The sequence below is a fragment of the Pseudarthrobacter quantipunctorum genome (assembly GCF_045291495.1).
GTDB lineage: Bacteria > Actinomycetota > Actinomycetes > Actinomycetales > Micrococcaceae > Arthrobacter > Arthrobacter quantipunctorum.
On sequence record NZ_CP148033.1, the window covers coordinates 3,620,559 to 3,641,513 of the forward strand.

A 20,955-nucleotide genomic window follows, 5' to 3' on the forward strand; every position below is an offset into this window, starting at 1 on the left:
CCACATATCCGTTCCGGGATGCGGTTTGCTAGTGGCCGCCCGGTTCTCCCCTGCTGCGAAGCTCACGGCGCACCAAGGCCCGCAGGGCCGGAATGCTGGACGCCGTGTCCACGTCGAACGCTGCGTCCAGACTTTGCGAGAGGAACTCCAGGTCCTCGGCCGGGACGTCAGCCATGCCGGCAAACCGGGTGAAGAAGCGCTTGGCCGGCAGTCCCGCGCGGCGCCTGGTGTGTTTGTGGTGCAGACGTCCGGGTCTTTCCCCGGCTGGATGCAGCTGATTTTCCATGGGTGCCATTCGTGAGAATTTCCAAGGCCAACTGCATAGCCGCTTTTATAGTACAACCGGAAAAGGGCTCTTCATGTGACAGGCATCACAAAAAGAGGGTGCGTGTTCCCATTCCAGGTGCCGCCGTCAGTTCCAGCCAGTCAGTTCCAGCCAGTCAGTTCCAGCCGGTCAGTTCCAGCCCAGGGCCCTCAGCAGCGCCGCCGTCCCGGCGCCGGCGAGGACCACCACCAGGAACGGCGCGCGCAGGGCCAGGGCTGCCGCGGCAGCCACCAGCGCCCCCAGCCTGGCATCAGCGGCGAGCGACTGGCCTGTGGCAACGGTGTTCACAACCGTCAGGGAGGCGAGCAGTCCGATGGTCATGGTGCCCGCCACCCGTGACATGCGCGGATCTTCCAGCAACCGGGCCGGAACGAAGTAGCCAACCAGCTTCCAGGCGTAGGCCAGGGCGCAGGCAATCAGCAGCCAGATCCAGAGACTCATTCGGTGATCCTCTGGCTGGCATGTCCGCCGTGGTGGTGGCGCTCCCGGAAGGGGTCCACGTCCGGCTCGAGGCCTTCGTCACTCCGGCCATGGCTGAACCATCCGATGACCGCGGCCACCACGGCCGCCACCAGGATCGGCACGCCGGCGGGGACGAACGGCACGGCGATGACGGTGGCCACAGCGCACACGGCAGCAATGGCAACCGGCTCGCGCCCCTTGAGCCGCGGCCAGAGCAGCCCCAGGAACGCAGCGACGGCTGCACCGTCAAGCCCCCATTGCTTGGGATCGCCCAAGCCGCTTCCGGCGAGCGCTCCGATGGCGGTGAAGAGGTTCCAGAGCACGTAGATGCCGATGCCCGCCGCCCAGAACCCCCGGCGCTGTTCAGCGGGATCGGTCTGGCCGGAGCTGGTTGCTGTGGACTCGTCAATGGTGAGCTGGGCTGCGACGTACCTGCGCCAGCCGGTGGGGTGCAGGAGCGCGTTGAGCTGCATGCCGTAGATCCCGTTGCGCATGCCCAGCAGGGTGGCGGCGCTCATGGCCGCGATGCCGGACCCGCCGCCGCCCACCACGCCAATGAACGCGAACTGCGAGCCGCCGCTGAACAGGAGCAGGCTCAGTGCCATCGTCTGCCAGAAGTTGAGCCCGGACGTCACTGAGAGTGCCCCGAAGGACACACCGTACAAACCGGTGGCGATGCTGATGGAGATTCCCATCCGTATCGCCGGGGATGCCAGCAGGCTCACGGACGCGCTCCCCCGGCCGGCCGGCGCAGGCTCCACGCCCACGCAATCAGCGGTGCCTGGAGCGGAAGGCGGACGGTATGCACCTTCCGCTGGGCGCGGGTCCCCTTGGGCCCGTACGCCCGCTGGAGCGCGTCGACGTGTCCGGCCAGGAACGCGGTGAACATCACGGCGGTGCCGGTGGCGGCCACCTTCCGCGTTGCCGGGACAAGGATTCCGACGGCGGCTGCCAGCTCCACCAGCCCGCTCAGGGCTATCCATTCCTCCCGGGAGAGGAGGGCAAGCGGACGTGAAGGCGCGGCACCTTGGGGGGCGTCGTCGTCACGGCAGAGGTAGCCCGGGACCACCTGGCGGTAGAAGGCGGGGTCGCGGAAGTGCTTCATGGCGCTGGCCAGGAGCAGGGCGCTCATGGCTGCAGCGGAGAGGGTCTGGGCGGCCCGGCCGGAGCGGGGAAAAGGCATGGCTCCACTCAACCACAGGCGCAGCGGGCTCCTGTAACCGTCAGGCCCACGCCAGCTCCGAGCTTCCATAGGGTACGGGAGGGCGGCCATAGTCGAGGGGTTGTCCGTCGAGCAGCAGCGGCGGCCTGGCGTACTGAAGCTCGCCGTACGTGCTGGCCTGTGTCCGCAGGTCAGGCGTGGGAGGCTGGCTTGCCGGGCTGCCAGCTTGGCCGGGCGGGGCGGGCAGGCCCAGGAGCTCCTCGGCGGTCCGGGCCAGGGACATCCGGGCCCATCCGCCCAGGCCGGTTTGCTGGCGGTGCGCGAGCAGCGCGATGGCACCGGCAGCCAGGCCGTACCCGGTGGCGTGGTCCAGCGCCTGGACGGGAAGCGCACCCGGCCGCCAGCCGCCGTCGCCATCCTCCACCCCGTACCGGTCCGCGATCCCGGTGGCCACCTGGACAATGCTGTCGAACCCGCGCATGCCGCTCCACGGCCCTTCCCTGCCCCAGCTGTCAAGGGTGGCCACCACAAGTTCCGGCCTGGCGTCCAGGAGGGCCTCCGGCTCCAGCCCGAAGCGGGTGAGGGAGCCGGCGCGGTAGCCTGCCACCACAACGTCGGCCGTGTGCAGCAGGTGGTGCAGGCGGTGCAGCTTCCCCGGAAGGGCGAGGTCCGCCACGGCGCTCCTCTTGCAGAACCCGGTGTCCACGAACTGGCCGGTGATTTCCGGAAGCTGCGGCGGGTCGATCCGCAGCACGTCCGCCCCCAGCACGCCCAGCAGGCGGGTGGACACCGGGCCCGCAATGACACGGGTCAGGTCCAGCACGCGGACGCCCAGGAGCGGCCTGCGCGGATCGTCAAGGGGCTGGAGCACGGGCTGCCGTGTTCCTTTGGCCTTGCCGCCGGGAAGCGTCAGGTCAATCCACGGACCCCTGCCCGCCGAGCGGCCCATCGCGGAGCCAAGCCATGCCTCCCGGGTCCTGACGGCCGCCGCCACCCCGCCGCGGGACTGGATGGCTGCTTCGGCCTCCAGGGACTCCATGCTGCGGAGCGCGGCGGCCACGCCGCCGGCGGTGGTGGCACCCAGCGCCTCCATCAGCCGCTCTGCGTGATGCGGATAATTGGCGTGGAGCCGGATCCACCCGTCAAGGGTGCGCCGGAAGCCGGACAGCGGGGCGAACCCCTGGATGGGATGCCCGGAGATGCGCAGATGCCCGGAAGAGTCGAAGGCTGCGGCTGTCAGGGCTGATGTGGTGGCGAACCTGTCCGGCGCACCCGCCAGGAGGTTCAGGGCCGCCGCGGCAGCACCCACCGCACCCAGGCTGAGGCCTTCAACGTCCAGGGGCCCGGTCCACCAGCGGCGAGGGCCGGACCAGGGCGCAGGCCGGAGCCCGCCGGAGGCGTCCTGCCGGCGGAAAAGCGGCTCAAGGCAGCTGAACAGCGCGGGCACGCCGTCCGGGATCCCGCCCATGCGCCCCTACCTTCCCTGCGGCGAGGCGACCTGCAGCTGGCCCAGGACCCGGGCCGGGACATTGGTGGTGATCTCCTGGATCCCCAATCCCGCACACAGTGCAACGTCCTGCTCGGAATCCACGGTCCACACGCGGAAGCGCCGGCCACCGGCGAGCCAGCGCTGGACGGCAGCGGGATGCCGGCGCACATAGTCGATGCCTGGCCCGGCGAGGCCCACCTGGCCGTTGTCCAGGATCCGCTCGGCTTCGGCCTGGGTTGCCCTCATCAGGTTGGCAATTGCGCCGCCGGTGATCATCCCGAACCCCAGTCCGCCTCGGATCGCCCGGATGTCCACGTCGTCCACCAACTGGCAGATGTATTCAGGCGGAACTGATTCGAGCAGGTGCCGGACGGAGTCCGGGCTGAAACTCATGAAGGTCACCGCCACGTTGTCCACGGCAGAACTTTTAGGGTCCCACCCCTCGCTCCGCAGCACCTCAAGGACCCGGTCCTCCAGCTTGAGCTGGTACGGGCTGGGGTGCTTGAGCTCGATGGCCAGTTTCACCGGCCGGCCGGCACCGCGGAGGATCTCCAGGAGTTCCGGCAGGGTCAGCAGCTGCTCTGACCGGGCACCGTATGCCTCCGGGATGCGGACGCCCTTCCACGATGACACGTCCAGGTGCCGCAGCTCCCGCAGCGTGCGCTCGGCTACGGGCCCTGTTCCGTCCGAGGTCCGGTCCAGGTTGGCGTCATGCAGGAGGACAACGTGCTGGTCCCGCGTGAGGTGGACGTCGCACTCCACGCCGTCGGCGCCGTCGGCCAGGGCCTGCAGGTAGGCGGCCCGGGTGTGTTCGGCGAACGCGGCGCTGGAGCCGCGGTGGGCAAAGACCAACGGCCGTTGCGGCGCTGACTCGTCAGTAGTCATGCAGACACGGTAGCCGACCGGCCCCGTGCTGCGGGACTAGGCTTGGCACATGCAGGTGAACTCTGAGCCAACTACCCGCGAAGCACCCGGCGGGCCCACCCCGTCCGCACCGCTGCCCGCAAGGGGCCAGGCGGAGGCGCGGGCCGCCGTCGGCCACCAACTGAGCGCGGGCGACGCCGAAAAGGCGGCAGCGCTGCGGAAAATGAAGATGGTGGCGCTGGGGCTGCTGCTGGTGATGGCGGTGATCTTCGTCTTCGCGTTCGCGCTGCAGAAGGAATACCCGTGGCTCCAGTACGTCCGCGCGGCTGCCGAGGGCGGCATGGTGGGCGCGCTGGCTGACTGGTTCGCTGTCACGGCACTGTTCAAGTACCCCATGGGCATCAAGATCCCGCATACCGCCATCATTCCGCGCCGGAAGGACCAGATCGGCGCCTCGCTGGGCGAGTTCGTTGAGACCAACTTCCTCTCGGAGCAGGTGGTCCAGGACAAGCTCGCCAGCGTGAATATCGCCCGCCGGGCGGGCGAGTGGCTTGCCACGCCCGCCGGTTCCGAGCGGGTGGCCAAGGAAGGCGCCGCCGTCATCCGCGGCCTGTTCAAAGTACTGAACGACGACGACGTCCAGGCGGTCATCGAGGGAATGGTGCGTAAGCACCTCCTGACTCCGCCGTGGGGACCCCCGGTGGGCAAGATGGCCGAGCGGATTTTCCGCGACGGGCACCACCACAACCTGGTGGACCTGCTGGTGGACCGTGCCGCCGACTGGGTGGACGACAACCACGAAACGGTCACCCACCTGGTGTCCGACCGCTCCCCCACGTGGGTGCCGCAGTTCGTGGACGGACTGGTGGGTGACAAGGTCTATGTGGAGATCCTCAAGTTCGTCCGGGCGGTGCAGGCAGACCCCAACCACCAGGTCCGGCAGTCCATCGACAAGTACTTGAACGACCTTGCCCAGGACCTGCAGCATGATCCTGTGATGATCGCCCGCGCCGAGGACATCAAGGCCCAGGTCCTCGGAGACCCCGAGGTGCGTGAACTGGCCTCCCGCACCTGGGGCACCGTCAAGAACGCGCTGCTGGGCGCCGTGGACGATCCCGACAGCGAACTGACCGTGAAGTTCAAGGCGGCCGTGCGGGACTTCGGCTCCCGGCTGGTCGGCGATCCCGAGCTGGCCGGCAAGGTCAACGCGTGGATCGGCGACGCAGCCGGCTACCTGGTACGGACCTACCGGTCGGACATTGCCGGGGTCATCACGGACACCGTGGCCCGCTGGGATGCCGAGGAAACGTCGCAGAAGATCGAGCTCCAGGTAGGCAAGGACCTGCAGTTCATCCGGATCAACGGCACCGTGGTGGGTGCGCTGGCCGGGCTTGCGATCTTTACGGTGGCGCACCTGATTTTCGGCTGACCCCCGGCCGGCAGGAAACTGCTACGCGAAGGACTCCAGCTCAATGCCGGCGGCTTCCAGCCCTGCCCGGACGGCTGCAGCCATCTCCACCGCACCCGGAGTATCGCCGTGGATGCACAGGGAATCCGGCCTGACCTGCACCACCGTTCCGTCCACGGCAACCACTTCGCCCTTGGCAGCCAGCCGCACGGCCCGCTCAACAATCGCGTCGACGTCGTGCAGCACGGCACCCTCCTCCGAGCGCGGAAGCAGCGTGCCGTCCGCCCGGTAGGCGCGGTCCACGAAGGCCTCGATGAACACCGGGTGCCCGGCATCCCTGGCCTGCTTCAGGAGCTCGGAGTCCGGCAGCCCCAGGATGGGCAGCCCGGGATCGTAGGCGTTCACTGCGGCCACCACGGCCGCAGCCTGTTCGGCATCGTGGACCAGCCGGTTGTACAGGGCGCCGTGCGGCTTCACGTAGTCCACGGAGGCACCCACGGCGTGGGCAACGCCGTCGAGCGCTCCCAGCTGGTACAGCACGTCGCCGAAGAGCTCGTCGAAGCTCATGTCCAGCGAGCGGCGGCCGAAGCCGGCCAGGTCCCGGTACCCCACATGGGCGCCGACGGTCACATCGAGCTCATAGGCGGCGCGGCAGCTGTCCAGCATGGTGACGGGGTCCCCGGCGTGGAAGCCGCATGCCACATTGGCGCTGGTGACCAGCTGGAACATGGCGGGATCGTCCCCCATGCGCCAGGAGCCGAATGATTCGCCAAGGTCAGCGTTGAGATCCAAGAGTGTTGCCTTCCAGCTTCGGGGTATCCTGGGCCGCCGCGGCAGCCGTGAGCTCTCCGGGGATGGTATCCGGCATGGGTCCAAACGCCTCCTTGGCGTTGGCCACCACCGCACGGCCCATCACGAGGTTACCGGCTCCGCCCACCACCGCCCCGATCCCGAACGGCAGTGCCCGGCCGAACAGCGCGGATCCCTGCCGCTTGAGGAGGTTCTTGAGGAAGGCTTTCTGGATCCTGCTCCGGATGCTGCCGAAGCCCGGCACCATCGACTTGGACAGGACGTTGCCCCAGGCGTTGTTGGCGTTCATTTCCCTGCCGGCAGCCTGGCCGCTGAGCGTCCCGATGAGGGCTGTCCCTTCCTCGCCCAGCATGATGGCCATGACCATGGTGCTGGCCTTCTCCGGGTTGGTGAGCCGGATCCCGTGCAGCTCCGCCAGCGAGGTGGAGTAAAGGGCTGTTGCTTCCAGGAACCCGACCGTCGCGGCGGCAGACAGCCCAAGGGATGCCACGGTGCCCACGCCGGGCACGACGGCGGTAGCACCTACCAGCGCACCGCCGCCGGTGACCGCGCGGAGGTAGTCGCGTTCCAGGATGTCGGCCAGCTGGGCGGCCGTGGCCCGGGGGTGTTTCCTCTGCAGCCGGCGGATGTAGGCCACCACCAGCGGGCGCTGGATCTCCACCGCCTTCAGGAGCATGTTGTGGACCCCGGGTTTGGGCTTCCCGTCTGCGTCGAACACCGCGTTGTGGGCGGTTTCCTGTGCTATCCGTACTGCGGGATTGCTGCGCCTGGCCATGGTCACCTCTGCTTGTCTCGGCGGTACGCCTGTACCGGAATTCCTAATACTAAGGTTGCTTAACATTAGGCCACCGCGGAAGGAGCCGCGCACCCGCCGCGTCCATCCGGGGCGGGTGCGCGGGCTCCTCCGGAGTGCGCCCAAAGCCTAGACTTAGCCTATGCCCACCCCCAAGGCCCTGCGGCCCTTTGCCCACCGCGAGTACAGGGTCCTGATCGCAGCGCTTGCCATCTCAATTTTCGGTTCCGGCATGTGGGCCGTGGCCATGGTCTACCAGGTGATCCATTTGGGCGGCGGTCCGCTGGAACTGTCCCTGGTGGCCGCCGCCGGCAGCGTGGGCCTGGTGGCGTTCGTCCTGGCCGGCGGCATCGCTGCGGACAGGATCCCCCAGCGCCGGCTGATTATCGCCGTGGAAGGGGCCAACCTCGCGGTGATAGCGGCCGTCAGCGGGCTGGCCATGACGGGCCTGCTGCAGTTGTGGCACATCGCCGCGGGGTCCTTTGTCCTTGGCGTCGGCGCGGCGTTCTTCTTTCCTGCCTACTCCGCAATCCTGCCGCGCATCCTTCCCGCCCAGGACCTGCTAGCAGCAAACGGAATGGAAGGGTCCATGCGTCCCGTCCTCCAGCAGGCGGCCGGTCCGGCGGTGGCTGGAATGGTGGTGGCTGCCCTCTCGCCGTCGCACGCGGTCACGGCGGTGGCGGTGTGCCACTTCCTGGCGTTCATCGTCCTGAACTTCCTGGGCCAGCACGCACTGGCGGCCCCCGCCAGCGGCCCGGACGGCGTTGAGTTGCCCAGGCGATCCTTCTTCCACGACCTTCGCGAAGGGGTTATCTACACCCTTGGCACCCCATGGCTGCTGTGGACCCTGTTGTGGGCGTGCATCTCGGTGTTGTTCCTGATCGGTCCCATCGAGGTGCTGCTGCCGTTCGTGGTCCGGGACCAGCTGGACGGCGATTCCCGCATGTTCGGCTTCCTGCTGGCCGTGATGGGGGTCGGCGCCGCGCTTGGCTCGCTGTTGACGGCGTCCTTCCGGCTGCCGCGCCGCTACCTTACGGTGATGATGGTGTCCTGGGGTGCGGGCAGCCTGCCGCTGGCGGCCGTCGGCGTCATGGACAGCTTCTGGGCAATCGCCGGGGCACTGTTCATCTTCGGCGCCACCGGCAGCGTGGGTGTGGTCATCTGGGGCACCCTGCTCCAGCGGCGGGTTCCGCCGCACCTCCTGGGCCGGGTCTCCAGCCTGGATTTCTTCGTCTCGCTGGCCCTGATGCCGGTGTCCATGGCCCTGGCCGGGCCTGCCGCGGAGGTGCTGCCCATCTGGCTGATCTTCCTGGTGGCCGGCGGCGTCTGCCCGGTGATGGCGGTCATCGCCTTGGCTGCTGCGCGGATGCCCGCCGATGAACTGGCCCACCCCCTGGACCAGGAACCCAGGCTGCAACGCACGACGACGGCGGGAGACTAGGCTCCCGCCGCCGCCCCGCACTCAGCTGTTGGCACGTACCACCGGGATGCTCGCCGTCGGATGTCCGCTGGGGAACACCGTGGGCTCCGGCTGCGGCACGGGATCCAGTGCCACCTTCACGGGTTCGGCGCCGATGGTGAGCTCCCGGCCGCGGACATCAACCGCCAGGGGCTCCCCCTCGGAGATTGTCAGCGTGATGAAGCCGCTCCCGAGTTCCACCCGCAGCAGGCGGCCCTGGATCTTGAGATGGAAGTCCAGTCCTTCCCACTCCGCGGGGAGGCGGGGGTCGAAGTAAGGAACCGGGCCCTGGTCCCTTAGCCCGGCGAAACCGCACACCAGGGAGCTCCAGACCCCGCCGGTGGAGGCAATGTGCACGCCGTCGATGGTGTTGCCGTGGGTGTCGTCAAGGTCGATGAACACGGCGTTGGTGAAGTGCTCCAGCGCCTCGCGGGAGTACCCCACCTCGGCTGCCATAATGCCCTGGACACAGGCGGACAGCGTCGAATCGCCCGTTGTCAGGGGATCGTAGAAGTCGAAGGCCCGGTGCTTCTCCTCCGCCGTGAAATCCTGCCACTGCAGGAACATCGCCAGGACTGTGTCCGCCTGCTTGAGGACCTGGTGGCGGTAGATCACCAGCGGGTGGAAGTGCAGCAGCAAGGGGTACTTGGACCGGGGCGTGTTCCAGTCCCAGGGTTCGAGGTGCATGAAGTCGTTGTCCTGGGAATGCACCTGCATCCGCTCATCAAAGGGCAGCTGCATGCGGTTCGCAGCCGCCTCCCACAGCTGCCGCTCCTCGTCGGTGACGCCCGCATGCTCCAGGGCAGCGGCAGCCCGGAGGTTAAAGCGGGCCATCACGTTGGTGTAGAGGTTGTCGTTAACCACGGCGGTGTACTCGTCAGGGCCCGTGACGCCATGGATATGGAAAAGCCCATCCTTGCCGAAGAAGCCCAGCGAGATCCACATGCGCGCCGTTTCAATCAGCAGTTCGGCGCCCATCCCGTCCCGGAACTCGGCGTCCTTCGTGGCCCACACGTACCGGTTGGTGGCAAAGGCGATGGCGGCCGCAATGTGGAACTGTGCCGTGCCGGCGGCGTAGTACGCACTCGCCTCGAGCCCGTTGATGGTGCGCCACGGGAACAGTGCACCGTCCACGCTCAGCTCCTTGGCCCGGACCTTGGCCTCGGGAAGCATGCCGTGGCGGAACTCAAGGACCCGCCGCGCGCCGTCGGGGTTGGTGTAGGTCAGGTAGGGCAGGAGGTAGACCTCCTGGTCCCAGAAATAGTGGCCCTCGTAGCCGGAACCTGTCACGCCCTTCGCGGGAATGCCGGCAACGTCCGCGCGCGCCGTCGCCTGGGCAAGCTGGAACAGGTTCCACCGGATGGCCTGCTGCAGCTCGGACTGGCTGGTCACCACGATGTCCGAGGTGGCCCAGTAGTTCCGGTAGTGCGCCTCGCTCTCGGCAAAGATGTCCGCTACCGGCCGCAGGCCTTCCTCGGCGGCAGCGGCCGGGTCCACTGACGGGTCCTGGATGGCCCGCCCGGCGGCGTAGCTGACGCTCTTTTCGAGGCGGAACGGCTCGCCGGGGCCAACCGCCAGGACATAGCGGACGCTGCTGTCGTCCTGGTCCACGAGGGTCTCGAACGGCTGATGGCCGGCGGAGGTCCAGTGGTCCACGGCGACGCCCACGCGCTGCTTGGATTCCGCGGCCTCCCAGGCCAGCCGGAGCGACCCGTCGCCGCCGTCAAGGCGAAGGGGCAGCAGGACGCGGCCTGCGTGCCGGCCTGCACGGCGGGGATCGTGGACGGAGTGGTCCTCCACCGGCTGGTCCTGCCGGTTGATCAATGAGGAGGTGACGTCCACGGACACCTCGCGGTCCGTGGCCACCTCAAGGGAGATGCCAAGGCTTCCCCGGGACGCGAAACCCACGGCGCGCCGCTCGGTGGTGGTGACCACGGCGCCGGAGCGGCACTGCCAGGTGATGCGGCATTCGTAGATGCCCGTGGAGAAGTCGACGGAGCGCCGGTAATCCAGCACCTCTGACTCAGCCAGGCTCAGGGACTCCCCGTCAAGGACGACCGTGAAGTTGTTGGCATCCGGGATGTAGAGGATGCGCTGGCCGGTGCGGGCGAAGCCAAAGGCGTTTTCCGCATGTTTGATGTCCCAGATTTCGTGCAGCCCGTTGATGAAGCTGCCTGGAAGGTCGGAATCGGCTGCGGCCCAGTGGGCGCCGCGGATGCCCAGGTGCCCGTTTCCGAGGGAAAAGAGGGTTTCCAGCGTCCCCTCGTTGCCCTGTTCGTGGCGTGTTTCCACGAGCTGCCAGGGGGTGTTGGGGAATCTTTCGCGGTCCGCGGAGATCAGGGCCATGGTGTTGGGTCCTTTGACGTGTGGCCGGGCAGCTGGTTTGCTGCCGGCCCGGGGGATATTTGGGGAAGGGTACTGACGGGAGCTGCGGGGAAAGCAGCGGGCGCCACCCGGGGGGGACGGCGGACGTTCTTTAGGGAAGCAGTTCCTTGAGGTCATTGACCACCAGGGTTGCGCCGGCGTCGAGAAGGGTCTGACGCCCCGCTCCACGGTCCACGCCGATGACGGAGTGGAAGGATCCGGCCTCCCCGGCCTGGACACCGGAGACTGCGTCCTCCACCACCACGCATTCCTCGCTCGGCAGGTCCAGCAGGCGGGCTGCGTACTCGTAGGTGGCCGGGCTCGGTTTGCCGGGCAGGCCTTCGCTTGCAGCCACCACGCCGTCCACCACTACGGGGAAGCGGTCGCTGAGCCCGGCCGCTTCCAGGACCGCGGGTGCGTTGCGGGAGGACGAGACGACGGCGACCTTCAGTCCGCGCTGCAGTACGGCTTCGAGGAAGCGTACGGAACCTTCAAAGGGCTCGACGCCTGTGCTCACGATGTCATTGAAGATCCGGTTCTTCCGGTTGCCCAGGCCCTGCACGGTGCTGTTGGCGGGGTCATCGTCAGTGGGACCCTCAGGAAGGACAATCCCGCGTGAAGCCAGGAAGTCCCGCACGCCGTCGAAGCGTGGCTTGCCGTCGATGTGGTCGAAGTAGTCGCTTTCGCTGTAACCGGCCACCTGTGGCTGCGACGCCAGAAAGCCCTCGAACAGTTCCTGCCAGGCCCGCTCGTGGACTGTGGCTGTGGGGGTCAGCACGCCGTCCAGGTCAAAGAGGATTGCGGACGCGCCGGCCCAGGCGGAGAGACCGCCGGCTGGATGGCCTGTTGCCGTGTTATCGCTCATGGGTGGTGGGTGTCCTTTCAGGACGGCGGGCAGCCTTGTACGGAAGGATGCTCTGAAGTGTGGCGGCGACGATGCCAGGATGCTCAGGAAGTGCGGCAGGTCTTCGCCCACGGCGGGAACGTGGCGGCCCTGACCCTGCCGGCCCATGCACTTCTACCATCATGGGCATGCCGGCGCCCGGAGACAAGCCGGCAGGGTGCAGGTCCGGCACGGGTCATCGGGCCGTAGCCCGCTGCAGTACATCCTCCGCACCGCGCCGATCTCCTGTTCACCCAGTCCAGTGCCGCTATGGCGGCCGAAGATGAGTGTAAGCGCTTACAAATTTAGCCTGCAACTGTTTTTTCTTTACAAACCGACGTTACGCACTTCCCAGGCCCTACAGCATCACCGCTGGTTGTTTGTGGACCCCTCCGGCCGCAGCACGTAGTGCCGCAGGAACGAACTCACGTCCACCATCTCCGTCTTGGACATGGCGTGGCCCATCCCCGGGTACGTCCTGGCGGTGAGGAGGGTCTTCTCCTGCAGCCATTCCTCCGTGTACGCGATGGCGTCCTCATTGATGACCAGGTCAGCTTTGTCCCGCCCCCAGAAAAAGGGCGGCCGGGTATCAAAGGATTCAGTAAGGGACAGCAGTTCGTTCTGCAGCACAAAGCCGGACAGCCCCACCACCGCTTCATAGTCCTTGGGGTGGAGGCGCAGCAGGGTGCTGGCCATCGCCATGCCCTGGGAATACCCGAGCAGGCTTACGCTGCTGTGCTGGCCCTTGACGCTGTTGATCCAGACCTGGACTGCATTTGAGGCTTTAATGACGTCCGCGAAGTCGTTGGCCAGGAAGTAGTCCAGCAGGAACCAGCCATAGTGGTCACCGATGGGCATCGGTGCACGGAGCGCCGCACACGTGAATTCCGCCGGCAGGTATTCGAAGAGGCGGACCATGCGGGATTCGTCCGTACCGTAGCCATGCATCATGACAAGCAGCGGCGTACCCGCCCGCTGGTCTTCCGGCCTGGACCAAACAACTGTTTCCATCGGATCAGCCTATCGAGCCAGGTTGGGGCGGAGCCTGACGCCGTGCCGGGCCGCGGGCGGTTGTCCGACGGCGGCAGCGGGGCCGAGCGGACGCCACACCATTCACAGTGGCCACAGCGCAACGAATGGGTTACGCACCGTCCGGAAGCATTGAACACGGCAACCCCGCGCTGTAGCGTGACGCTTATCGGTCAGCATGCTTAGCAACCGTCAGCGGGTGATGACTACGCCCGTCCCCCAAACAAGGAGCACGTCATGAGAATCGGATCCTCCATCTTCCTCATCGCCCTCGGCGCCATCCTCGCGTGGGCAGTCGCTCCGGGCCTTATCCCCTTCGTGGACCAGGTCCTCATCGGCTACATCCTCATCGCAGTGGGCGTCATCGGGCTCATCGCCTCCCTCATCCTCGCCTCCCCCGGCCGCAGCCGCCGCGTCAGCGAGACCCGCTCCGTGGTGGACCCCAACACGGGCGAACGCATCACCCGGAACGAAAGCCGCGACGGCGGACTGTAGTCACCCGGAAAGTCCCGGCCTGACTGCCTGGCTGGACAAGGAATGAACCCGACGAGCCGGGCCGGACCAGTACGGTCCGGCCCGGCTTTTCGCTTCCCACTTTGAGTTTTTGGGCAGATATGCAGGGTTCCGGGGCCGGGAAGTCCCCTTATCTGCCCAAAAACTCAAAGCGGATGAGGGGAACACTTCGCACTACTTTGTTTCGTGTGGGTTTCCATTGACAAACCAACACAAGCAAAGATAAAGTCAAGTAACTCAACATCATGTGATGCCAGTCACGCAGCCGCTGATTCCAGGCTTGGGCACCGCAGCATGTGGGCACCGCAGGACCACCGCACCAACTGAACTTACGCAACGGAGGGTATGTGTTCGCCGAGGAGCGCCAGCAAAAGATTGCCGAGCTTGTTGCCGGCAGCGGCCGGGTCAGCGTGACCCTCCTGGCCGAGCGCTTCCGCATCACCACGGAAACCGTCCGCCGTGACCTTGCCACCCTCGAAAGCGCAGGCACCGTGCGCCGCGTCCACGGCGGTGCCGTGGCCGCTGACCGTTTCAGCACCACCGAGGAAAGCGTCAATGAGCGGGCCATCCAGCGGCCCGACCAGAAGATCCGCATCGCCGAGGCTGCCCTGGCCCTCATTCCGCGGAACTCCGCGGGGAGCGTCCTGATCGACGGCGGAACCACCACCGAAGTCCTGGCCGACATGCTCTCCCGCCGCGCCGCCGTCGAACCTACCGACGCAACGGAACCGCGGGCGGAACTGGTTGCCATCACCCACGCCGTTCCCATCGCCGGCAAACTGTCCAGCGTTCCCGGGATTGCCCTTGACGTCCTGGGCGGCCGGGTACGCGGCATCACCCAGGTGGCCGTAGGGCAGGCAACCGTGGAAGCGGCGGCCAGGCTCCGTCCCGACATTGCCTTCATCGGCACCAACGGGATCCACGCAAGTTTTGGCCTGAGCACACCCGATCCTGAAGAAGCCGCCGTCAAGGCAGCCTTCGTCCGTTCGGCCCGCCGCATTGTGGTGCTGGCCGATTCCTCCAAGCTGGACACGGAAACCCTGGTCCAGTTCGCCTCCCTGAAAGATCTGGACACCTTGATTACAGACAGCCAACCAGGCCCGGAACTCGCGGCCGCCCTGGAAGAAGCCGGCGTTGACGTGGTGATCGCATGATCGTCACGTTCACCGCCAACCCAAGCCTGGACCGCACCGTTGCACTTCCCGGTCCCCTGGAACGGGGCGAAGTGCAGCGTGCCGTCTCCGTCAGCCAGGAATCGGGGGGCAAGGGCGTCAACGTTTCGCGCGCGCTCGTCGCCTCCGGCCTGGAATCCGTGGCGGTGCTTCCCGGCGCCGACAGCGACCCCGTCCTCGCGGGCCTGCGGGAAATCGGGGTGCCCTTCGTATCGCTTCCCATCGATGAGCCGCTGCGTACCAACGTGGCCCTCACCGAGCCCGGCGGCGTGACCACCAAGATCAACGAACCCGGCCCCAAACTGGACGAGGACCAGCAGGAAGCCCTCATCAAGCTGCTGCTGGAAAGCTCGCGCGGCGCCAGCTGGGTGGTCCTGGCCGGTTCCCTTCCGCCGGGGTTCCCGGCAGACTTCTATGCCACGGCGGCGCGGCGGATCCGCGCGGCCGTAAACGGCAGCGCCCCGCGCATCGCCGTGGACTCCTCCGGAGCGCCGCTCGCCGCGGCGATGTCCGGAGACGGTGCCGGCGCTGACGGGACCGCCACTGGGTCCGGGAAACCGGACCTCCTCAAACCCAACGCCGAAGAACTGGCGGAACTGGCTGCTGCAGCCGGCTTTGCTACGGCCACCGCTGACGAACTGGAAGCGGATCCGGTGGCTGCCGCGGCAGCCGCTGCCGCCGTCGTGCGTTCCGGTGTGGGTGCTGTGCTGGCAACTCTCGGTTCCAAGGGAGCTGTCCTGGTAACGGCCGACGGCGCGTGGCTGGCCACGCATCCGCCGGTCGCCGCGGTCAGCACGGTAGGCGCGGGCGACTCCGCGCTTGCCGGCTACCTGCTCGCCCACGGCCAGGGCGCCGCCCCGGCCGACTGCCTTCGACAGGCTGTGGCCCACGGTGCCGCAGCCGCCTCCCTGCCCGGTTCCACTGTTCCGGCAGTACACCAAACCACCCCGGATGCCGTAACCATCACGGCCCTTCGAAAGGATTGACAGTGACCCAGCTCATCACCACGGAACTGGTCGAGCTCGACCAGAACCTGGGCAACTCCCCCGAAGCGGTGATCCGACACCTGGCAAGCAAGGTTGCTGCCACCGGACGCGCATCAGAAGTCGAAGGCCTCTTCGCCGACGCCTTCGCCCGCGAGCAGAAGACCGCCACCGGCATCCCCGGCGGCATCGCCATCCCGCACTGCCGCTCGGCCGCCGTCACCGAACCCACCCTGGCCATGGCCCGCCTGAACCCCAAGGTGGACTTCGGCGCCAAGGACGGCCCGGCGGACCTGATCTTCTTCATCGCAGCCCCGGACGGCGCGGACCAGGAGCACCTCAAGCTGCTGTCCAAGCTCGCCCGGTCCCTGATCAAGAAGGACTTCACCGCAGCCCTGCGCAACGCCTCCTCCCGCGAAGAGATCGTGGAACTGGTGGACGGCGCACTGGCTGACAAGCCGGCCGCCCACGCAGCCGCAGCGCCCGCAGATGCTGCGACGGCAACTGCTTCACCTGCCGCCGCCGGTTCTTCTGCCGCCGGGGCCGCCCCCGCAGCCGGACCCAAGCGCCTCGTGGCCGTGACTGCCTGCCCCACCGGCATCGCCCACACCTACATGGCCGCCGACTCGCTCGTCGCCGCTGCCCAGGAAATGGGCGTGGACCTCCAGGTGGAAACCCAGGGCTCCTCCGGCGCCAAGCCGCTGGACCCCGCCGTGATCGCGGCTGCCGACGCCGTCATCTTCGCGGTGGACGTGGACGTGCGCGGCAAGGAGCGCTTTGCGGGCAAACCCGTCATCAACGCACCCGTCAAGCGCGGCATCGACGAACCCGCCAAGATGGTCCAGGAAGCGCTGGCCGCCGCGGACAACCCGAACGCCCGGCGCGTCCCGCACTTCGGTGCCGAGGAACAGGCCGAGCACGACGCCGAGGAAAAGGGCGAGCACATCGGCCAGAAGCTCAAGAGGGCCCTGCTCACCGGCGTGAGCTACATGATCCCGTTCGTCGCCGGCGGCGGCCTCCTGATCGCCCTGGGCTTCCTGCTCGGTGGCTACGACATCACCGACGTAGCGGACACCGTGGTGGTGGAGAACAACTTCGGCAACCTGCCCGAGGGCGGCCTCGCCATCTACCTCGGTGCCGTGCTGTTCAAGATCGGCGCCCTGTCCATGGGCTTCCTGGTCCCGGCGCTGGCCGGCTACATCGCGTACGCCATCGCCGACCGTCCGGGCATCGCCCCCGGTTTCGTAGCCGGTGCAGTCTCCGGCTTCATGGGTGCCGGCTTCCTGGGCGGCATCGTGGGCGGCCTGCTGGCCGGCTACATGGCCCACCTGATTGGAACCTGGTCCGTCCCCCGATGGCTGCGCGGCCTGATGCCGGTTGTCATCATTCCGCTGCTCGCATCGATTTTCGCCTCCGGCCTGATGTTCCTGGTCCTCGGTGGACCCATCGCCGGCCTCACCGCAGCACTGAACAGCTGGCTGTCCGGCATGACCGGCGCCTCCGCAGTGGTCCTGGGGATCATCCTGGGCCTCATGATGTGCTTCGACCTCGGCGGTCCCGTCAACAAGGTGGCCTACGCCTTTGCCGTCGCTGGCCTGAGCGCCGGCACCGCCGACAACCAGGCACCGTGGCAGATCATGGCAACCGTCATGGCAGCGGGCATGGTTCCGCCGCTGGCGATGGCCCTGGCCACCGTCCTGGACAAGAAGCTCTTCAGCCTGGCTGAGCGCGAAAACGGCAAGGCTGCCTGGCTGCTGGGTGCATCCTTCATCTCCGAGGGTGCCATCCCGTTCGCTGCCGCCGATCCGCTGCGCGTTATCCCTGCCAGCATGCTGGGCGGCGCCCTGACCGGCGCGCTGACCATGGCCTTCGGCGTCACATCGCAGGCACCCCACGGCGGTATCTTCGTGTTCTTCGCCATCGGCAACGTGCTGATGTTCGTACTCTCGATCATTGCCGGTACCATCGTCACAGCCCTGGCCGTGGTGGCACTGAAGCGCTGGGCAGCCCCCAAGACCGCTGATACCGTGGAACCCGTTCCCGCAACGGTCTGACCCTAACCACCACCAGCTATCCGGCACTGGACCTACAGCAAGCCGCAAGACAAAAGGAGCAACAATGCCAGAACGCACCGCAACCGTCGCCAGCCGAGTAGGCCTGCACGCCCGCCCCGCCGCCATCTTTGCCGAGGCCGCAGGAGAGTACGACCTGGACATCACCATCGCACGTGAAGGCGAGCCGGCCGACGAGGCCATGGATGCTGCCAGCATCCTTTCCCTCATGAGCCTGGGCGCCTCGCACGGCGACGTTGTGGTCCTCCGCGCAGAGGGCAACGGCGCGGACGATGCGCTGAACCACCTGGTCCAGATCCTGGAAACGGATCACGACGCCGAGTAGCGCACCCGCTTCAGCGGCCGCCGTCGGGCCTTCCCTTCCGAGGAAACGCCCGACGGCGGCCGCTGGCTTTTAAGCCCCTCCTCGCCCAAGTAGGTAGCAGCAAGTGTCGTTATGGACGTCCATAACGACACTTACTGCTACCTGGTTGGTGGGTCAGCCGCGTTCAGCGATCTTTTTCACGTCCGCCACCAACCGGTCCCACATGCCCTTCGAGTGCGCGGCCGCCTCCGCGCTCGGGTTGTTATCCTGCGATAACACCAGCAGGGTCCGCCCGCCGCGGTCCTCCAGTGTCCACGTCAGCGTGTGATAGTTTTCCGGCTTGTCCTCCTGGCCCCCGAGAGCGCTGAAGTGCGTGTACACCAGCCTTCGGCCGGGCTCCACGTCCAGGACCACGCCCTTGTCCTCGAATTCCTTGCCCTCCCAAGTGCCCCGCCAGCTGATGGGTCCACCCACGCTCCAGTCCGTGGCGAGCTCGGCACCAAACATGAATTCCCTGGCGGCGGCGGGGTCCGTGATGACGTCCCATACCCTGCCCGAGGGGGCGTCCACGGTGATGGAGGACGTGGCTACATGGTCACCCGGCATGCCCCTTGGCCTTCTTCGCCGTGAACAACAGGTACTCCCACTCCATCTGGAAGGGAGAGTCGCCGTGGGCATCACCGAACGAGTCAGCCAGTTCAGTCAGTGCCTGGTCCAGGGCTTTGACCTTGTCCGCGTCCTCCCCAATGTATTTGTAGACGGAGATAGTGGGGCCGTAGTGGGATTTGAAATAGCGGACAAAATCGCCGGGCTGGTGGAAGCTCCGCACCGCCAGTGTCTGCTTGCGTGCCGCGGTGTCCGTGATCCCGTCCCCCAGCAGTTCCCGGATGTGGTCCTCGGTGCCCCACAGCGGCGCCGGCTGGGCGCCGGGCGGAGGCGGCGGTGCGAACGGCTTCATGGTGGCGAACATCTTGCCGATGAACCCGTCCGGAGTCCAGTGGAGGAGTCCGATGGTGCCGCCCGGCTTGCACACCCTCAGGAGTTCGTCAGCCGCCTGCTGGTGGTGGGGAGCGAACATGACGCCGAGGCAGGACATCACGACGTCGAACTCGGCGTCAGCGAAGGGCAGGGCTTCCGCGTCGGCCTCCTTCCAGTCCAGGCTGACTCCGCGGTTGGCTGCCTCACGACGGCCGGCTTCGAAGAGCTCAGGGGTGAGATCGCTGGCCACCACCTTTGCGCCCATCATCGCCGCGGGAATGGCCGCGTTGCCTGATCCGGCGGCGACATCCAGCACGTTGTTGCGGGAGGTGATGCCGCAGGCTTCCACCAGGATGGCGCCCAGTTCCAGGAGCATCTCGTCTGCGAGGGCCGGGTAGTCGCCGGAGGCCCACATGGCCCGGTGCTTCTGTTTGAGCTCCCGGTCCGCCGTGGCTGCGTCCGTCTGATCGTTCATTTCCGCGCCCCTCTCAGGTGGCAGGTCAGAGTGAGTGACAGCACGCTGTGGGCCACAGCGGAGGCTGTGATGCGACTCATTGTGGACGCACCGGACGCCGCTGTAAAGGACCCGCAGTAAAGAGGCCGCCGCTACCGGAACGCAAGCAGCCTTAGTAGTTTCTTAGGCATGGCATTGAGCAAGGGAGCAGGCTCCGGAGTCCGCGGACCATCACGCCGGTTTGCGTGCCCGCGTTCCTGTTGCCTTGCCCGCGGCGGTTTTCGCGGCAGGTTTTTCGGCGGACTTGGCGGTGGACCTGGCCGTACCGGATTTTGCGGCCGTGGACTTTGTCGCTGTGGTCCTGGATCCCGTGGACTTGCCTGCCGTGCCCTTTGCTCCGGAGGACTTCGCGGTGCCTGCCTTGTCATCATCAGATTTGGCAGAACTGGTTCTGCGGGCAGCAGGCTTCCCATCGGACTCGGCCGCCGCGGGTTTTGCGGACGCGGACCGCTTGCGCGCCGGCTTCGCTTCATTCCCGCCATCCCCGGCAGCGCTGCCGGAGTCCCCGCCGGCGTCCTCTTCCGAGGCTCCTGCCGCGGCGCCGGCCCCGCCGCCGCGTTTCCGGTCGAGGCTGCGCTTCAGGGCCTCCATCAGGTCGATGACTTCGCCCTTGCCGCCCTCCCCGGCCTCCACCCCGAAGGTTTCCTCCGTGTCCAGGGATTCACCCTGCTCCAGCTTGGCCTCGATGAGCTGGCGGAGCTGCACCTGGTACTCGTCAGTGAACGAGGCGGGATCGAAATCCGCCGCCATGGACTCCACCAGGGCGGCGGACATGTCGCGTTCCTGCGCGCTGATCCGGACGTCCGCCTCCAAGGACGGGAAGTTCGCCTCGCGCACCTCGTCCGGCCAGAGCAGGGACTGGAGCACCAGGACGTCGTCCTTGATCCGCAAAGCGCCGAGCCGCGTTTTCTCCCGCAGCGCGAACTGGACGATGGCAACCCTGTCCGTGTCCTCCAGCGCCCTGCGCAGCAGCACGTAGGCCTTGGGCGACTTGGAGTCCGGCTCCAGGTAGTAGCTCTTCTCGAACATCATGGGCTCCAGCTGCTCCGACGGAACGAACTGCACCACTTCAATCTCGTGGCTGTTCTCGGCCGGAATCGCCTTGAGCTCGTCTTTGGACAGGACCACCGTCCGGCCGTCCTCCTCGAAGGCCTTCTCGATGTCCGAGTAGTCGATGACCTGGCTGCAGACCTCGCAGCGGCGCTGGTAGCGGATCCTGCCGCCGTCGGCGTTGTGGACCTGGTGCAGACTGATGTCATGATCCTCAGTGGCGCTGTAGACCTTCACAGGCACGTTGACCAGGCCGAACGCGATGGCACCCTTCCAAATGGCTCTCATTCATCAAGTGAACATCACGCAACGCCGCAGGTG

Annotated in this window: 21 protein-coding genes; 7 read left to right on the forward strand and 14 right to left on the reverse strand. The window is 67.1% G+C overall.

All coding sequences use genetic code 11. The annotated features are described in order from the left end of the window. Positions 1 to 28: 28 nt before the first annotated feature. The 6 genes from WHH00_RS16510 to WHH00_RS16535 all read right to left on the reverse strand — a co-directional run bounded on the left by WHH00_RS16510 (position 29) and on the right by WHH00_RS16535 (position 4,323). The gene (locus tag WHH00_RS16510; RefSeq protein WP_406634446.1) at positions 29 to 286 is read right to left on the reverse strand and encodes a hypothetical protein; all 258 of its coding nucleotides are present in this window, start codon (positions 284 to 286) and stop codon (positions 29 to 31) included. A 168-nt stretch (positions 287 to 454) separates the two neighbouring features. After that, positions 455 to 766 carry an AzlD domain-containing protein gene (locus WHH00_RS16515; RefSeq protein WP_350001032.1) on the reverse strand — a complete coding sequence of 104 codons (312 nt, stop codon included), beginning with the start codon at positions 764 to 766 and terminating at the stop codon, positions 455 to 457. Next, positions 763 to 1,512, reverse strand: a complete 750-nt coding sequence (locus WHH00_RS16520) for an AzlC family ABC transporter permease (RefSeq protein WP_350001033.1) — start codon at positions 1,510 to 1,512, stop codon at positions 763 to 765. The genes WHH00_RS16515 and WHH00_RS16520 overlap by 4 nt, the downstream gene beginning before the upstream one ends. Continuing rightward, positions 1,509 to 1,970, reverse strand: a complete 462-nt coding sequence (locus WHH00_RS16525; protein WP_350001035.1) for a hypothetical protein — start codon at positions 1,968 to 1,970, stop codon at positions 1,509 to 1,511. The genes WHH00_RS16520 and WHH00_RS16525 overlap by 4 nt, the downstream gene beginning before the upstream one ends. A 40-nt stretch (positions 1,971 to 2,010) precedes the next feature. Next, complete coding sequence (locus tag WHH00_RS16530) at positions 2,011 to 3,417, reverse strand: CoA transferase (RefSeq protein ID WP_406634449.1); 1,407 nt, start codon at positions 3,415 to 3,417, stop codon at positions 2,011 to 2,013. 6 nt (positions 3,418 to 3,423) lie between these two features. Further along, positions 3,424 to 4,323, reverse strand: a complete 900-nt coding sequence (locus WHH00_RS16535; RefSeq protein WP_406634451.1) for a glycerophosphodiester phosphodiesterase family protein — start codon at positions 4,321 to 4,323, stop codon at positions 3,424 to 3,426. 49 nt (positions 4,324 to 4,372) lie between these two features. On the opposite strand from WHH00_RS16535, the gene WHH00_RS16540 reads away from it, so the two are divergent. Further along, positions 4,373 to 5,731 (forward strand): DUF445 domain-containing protein, encoded by a 1,359-nt coding sequence (locus WHH00_RS16540; protein ID WP_406634453.1) that lies wholly within the window; start codon positions 4,373 to 4,375, stop codon positions 5,729 to 5,731. A 21-nt stretch (positions 5,732 to 5,752) separates the two neighbouring features. Here WHH00_RS16540 and WHH00_RS16545 read toward each other — a convergent pair whose 3' ends face one another. Together WHH00_RS16545 and WHH00_RS16550 are read right to left on the reverse strand one after the other, a co-directional pair. Further along, positions 5,753 to 6,502: a LamB/YcsF family protein gene (locus tag WHH00_RS16545; protein WP_406634455.1), complete on the reverse strand. Its 750-nt coding sequence runs from the start codon at positions 6,500 to 6,502 to the stop codon at positions 5,753 to 5,755. Continuing rightward, a complete protein-coding gene (locus WHH00_RS16550; RefSeq protein WP_406634457.1) occupies positions 6,486 to 7,295 on the reverse strand; it encodes a hypothetical protein in 810 nt (269 codons plus the stop codon). Before WHH00_RS16550 ends, WHH00_RS16545 begins: the two co-directional genes overlap by 17 nt. 160 nt (positions 7,296 to 7,455) lie before the next feature. Here WHH00_RS16550 and WHH00_RS16555 point away from each other — a divergent pair, with 160 nt between their 5' ends. Next, positions 7,456 to 8,754, forward strand: a complete 1,299-nt coding sequence (locus WHH00_RS16555; protein ID WP_406634459.1) for an MFS transporter — start codon at positions 7,456 to 7,458, stop codon at positions 8,752 to 8,754. Between the two features lie 21 nt (positions 8,755 to 8,775). Here WHH00_RS16555 and WHH00_RS16560 read toward each other — a convergent pair whose 3' ends face one another. From WHH00_RS16560 to WHH00_RS16570, 3 genes are all read right to left on the reverse strand, one after another. Further along, positions 8,776 to 11,118 carry a glycoside hydrolase family 65 protein gene (locus WHH00_RS16560; RefSeq protein WP_406634461.1) on the reverse strand — a complete coding sequence of 781 codons (2,343 nt, stop codon included), beginning with the start codon at positions 11,116 to 11,118 and terminating at the stop codon, positions 8,776 to 8,778. A gap of 130 nt (positions 11,119 to 11,248) precedes the next feature. Then, positions 11,249 to 12,001 carry an HAD family hydrolase gene (locus WHH00_RS16565; protein ID WP_406634463.1) on the reverse strand — a complete coding sequence of 251 codons (753 nt, stop codon included), beginning with the start codon at positions 11,999 to 12,001 and terminating at the stop codon, positions 11,249 to 11,251. Positions 12,002 to 12,385: 384 nt separating this feature from the next. Continuing rightward, positions 12,386 to 13,030 (reverse strand): alpha/beta hydrolase, encoded by a 645-nt coding sequence (locus tag WHH00_RS16570; protein WP_406634465.1) that lies wholly within the window; start codon positions 13,028 to 13,030, stop codon positions 12,386 to 12,388. 255 nt (positions 13,031 to 13,285) lie between these two features. Here WHH00_RS16570 and WHH00_RS16575 point away from each other — a divergent pair, with 255 nt between their 5' ends. The 5 genes from WHH00_RS16575 to WHH00_RS16595 all read left to right on the forward strand — a co-directional run bounded on the left by WHH00_RS16575 (position 13,286) and on the right by WHH00_RS16595 (position 18,113). Next, the gene (locus tag WHH00_RS16575) at positions 13,286 to 13,543 is read left to right on the forward strand and encodes a DUF6458 family protein (RefSeq protein ID WP_066273382.1); all 258 of its coding nucleotides are present in this window, start codon (positions 13,286 to 13,288) and stop codon (positions 13,541 to 13,543) included. A 365-nt stretch (positions 13,544 to 13,908) separates the two neighbouring features. Beyond that, the gene (locus tag WHH00_RS16580) at positions 13,909 to 14,715 is read left to right on the forward strand and encodes a DeoR/GlpR family DNA-binding transcription regulator (RefSeq protein ID WP_406634468.1); all 807 of its coding nucleotides are present in this window, start codon (positions 13,909 to 13,911) and stop codon (positions 14,713 to 14,715) included. Then, entirely contained in the window at positions 14,712 to 15,719 is a 1,008-nt protein-coding gene (locus WHH00_RS16585; protein WP_406634470.1) for a 1-phosphofructokinase family hexose kinase, read from the forward strand. Before WHH00_RS16580 ends, WHH00_RS16585 begins: the two co-directional genes overlap by 4 nt. Before the next feature lie 2 nt (positions 15,720 to 15,721). Next, positions 15,722 to 17,770: a fructose-specific PTS transporter subunit EIIC gene (locus WHH00_RS16590; protein WP_406634472.1), complete on the forward strand. Its 2,049-nt coding sequence runs from the start codon at positions 15,722 to 15,724 to the stop codon at positions 17,768 to 17,770. Between the two features lie 64 nt (positions 17,771 to 17,834). Further along, positions 17,835 to 18,113 carry an HPr family phosphocarrier protein gene (locus WHH00_RS16595; RefSeq protein ID WP_102978216.1) on the forward strand — a complete coding sequence of 93 codons (279 nt, stop codon included), beginning with the start codon at positions 17,835 to 17,837 and terminating at the stop codon, positions 18,111 to 18,113. Positions 18,114 to 18,266: 153 nt separating this feature from the next. On the opposite strand, the gene WHH00_RS16600 is transcribed toward WHH00_RS16595, so the two are convergent. From WHH00_RS16600 to WHH00_RS16610, 3 genes are all read right to left on the reverse strand, one after another. Next, on the reverse strand, positions 18,267 to 18,698 hold the full coding sequence (locus tag WHH00_RS16600; protein ID WP_406634475.1) for an SRPBCC domain-containing protein: 432 nt from the start codon (positions 18,696 to 18,698) through the stop codon (positions 18,267 to 18,269). Beyond that, positions 18,688 to 19,545, reverse strand: coding sequence for a class I SAM-dependent methyltransferase (locus WHH00_RS16605; protein ID WP_406634477.1), 858 nt, complete (start codon positions 19,543 to 19,545; stop codon positions 18,688 to 18,690). Before WHH00_RS16605 ends, WHH00_RS16600 begins: the two co-directional genes overlap by 11 nt. 210 nt (positions 19,546 to 19,755) lie before the next feature. After that, complete coding sequence (locus tag WHH00_RS16610; protein ID WP_406634479.1) at positions 19,756 to 20,922, reverse strand: Ku protein; 1,167 nt, start codon at positions 20,920 to 20,922, stop codon at positions 19,756 to 19,758. Positions 20,923 to 20,955: the final 33 nt, after the last annotated feature.

What these genes read in the sequence shown, in the direction of transcription:
- WHH00_RS16595 (WP_102978216.1), top strand. Translation starts at nt 17,835, where the DNA reads ATGCCAGAACGCACCGCAACCGTCGCCAGCCGAGTAGGCCTGCACGCC.
- WHH00_RS16575 (WP_066273382.1), top strand. Translation starts at nt 13,286, where the DNA reads ATGAGAATCGGATCCTCCATCTTCCTCATCGCCCTCGGCGCCATCCTC.
- WHH00_RS16555 (WP_406634459.1), top strand. Translation starts at nt 7,456, where the DNA reads ATGCCCACCCCCAAGGCCCTGCGGCCCTTTGCCCACCGCGAGTACAGG.
- WHH00_RS16530 (WP_406634449.1), bottom strand. Translation starts at nt 3,417, where the DNA reads ATGGGCGGGATCCCGGACGGCGTGCCCGCGCTGTTCAGCTGCCTTGAG.
- WHH00_RS16570 (WP_406634465.1), bottom strand. Translation starts at nt 13,030, where the DNA reads ATGGAAACAGTTGTTTGGTCCAGGCCGGAAGACCAGCGGGCGGGTACG.
- WHH00_RS16510 (WP_406634446.1), bottom strand. Translation starts at nt 286, where the DNA reads ATGGAAAATCAGCTGCATCCAGCCGGGGAAAGACCCGGACGTCTGCAC.
- WHH00_RS16605 (WP_406634477.1), bottom strand. Translation starts at nt 19,545, where the DNA reads ATGAACGATCAGACGGACGCAGCCACGGCGGACCGGGAGCTCAAACAG.
- WHH00_RS16610 (WP_406634479.1), bottom strand. Translation starts at nt 20,922, where the DNA reads ATGAGAGCCATTTGGAAGGGTGCCATCGCGTTCGGCCTGGTCAACGTG.
- WHH00_RS16535 (WP_406634451.1), bottom strand. Translation starts at nt 4,323, where the DNA reads ATGACTACTGACGAGTCAGCGCCGCAACGGCCGTTGGTCTTTGCCCAC.
- WHH00_RS16600 (WP_406634475.1), bottom strand. Translation starts at nt 18,698, where the DNA reads ATGCCGGGTGACCATGTAGCCACGTCCTCCATCACCGTGGACGCCCCC.
- WHH00_RS16585 (WP_406634470.1), top strand. Translation starts at nt 14,712, where the DNA reads ATGATCGTCACGTTCACCGCCAACCCAAGCCTGGACCGCACCGTTGCA.
- WHH00_RS16515 (WP_350001032.1), bottom strand. Translation starts at nt 766, where the DNA reads ATGAGTCTCTGGATCTGGCTGCTGATTGCCTGCGCCCTGGCCTACGCC.
- WHH00_RS16540 (WP_406634453.1), top strand. Translation starts at nt 4,373, where the DNA reads ATGCAGGTGAACTCTGAGCCAACTACCCGCGAAGCACCCGGCGGGCCC.
- WHH00_RS16525 (WP_350001035.1), bottom strand. Translation starts at nt 1,970, where the DNA reads ATGCCTTTTCCCCGCTCCGGCCGGGCCGCCCAGACCCTCTCCGCTGCA.
- WHH00_RS16565 (WP_406634463.1), bottom strand. Translation starts at nt 12,001, where the DNA reads ATGAGCGATAACACGGCAACAGGCCATCCAGCCGGCGGTCTCTCCGCC.
- WHH00_RS16550 (WP_406634457.1), bottom strand. Translation starts at nt 7,295, where the DNA reads ATGGCCAGGCGCAGCAATCCCGCAGTACGGATAGCACAGGAAACCGCC.
- WHH00_RS16560 (WP_406634461.1), bottom strand. Translation starts at nt 11,118, where the DNA reads ATGGCCCTGATCTCCGCGGACCGCGAAAGATTCCCCAACACCCCCTGG.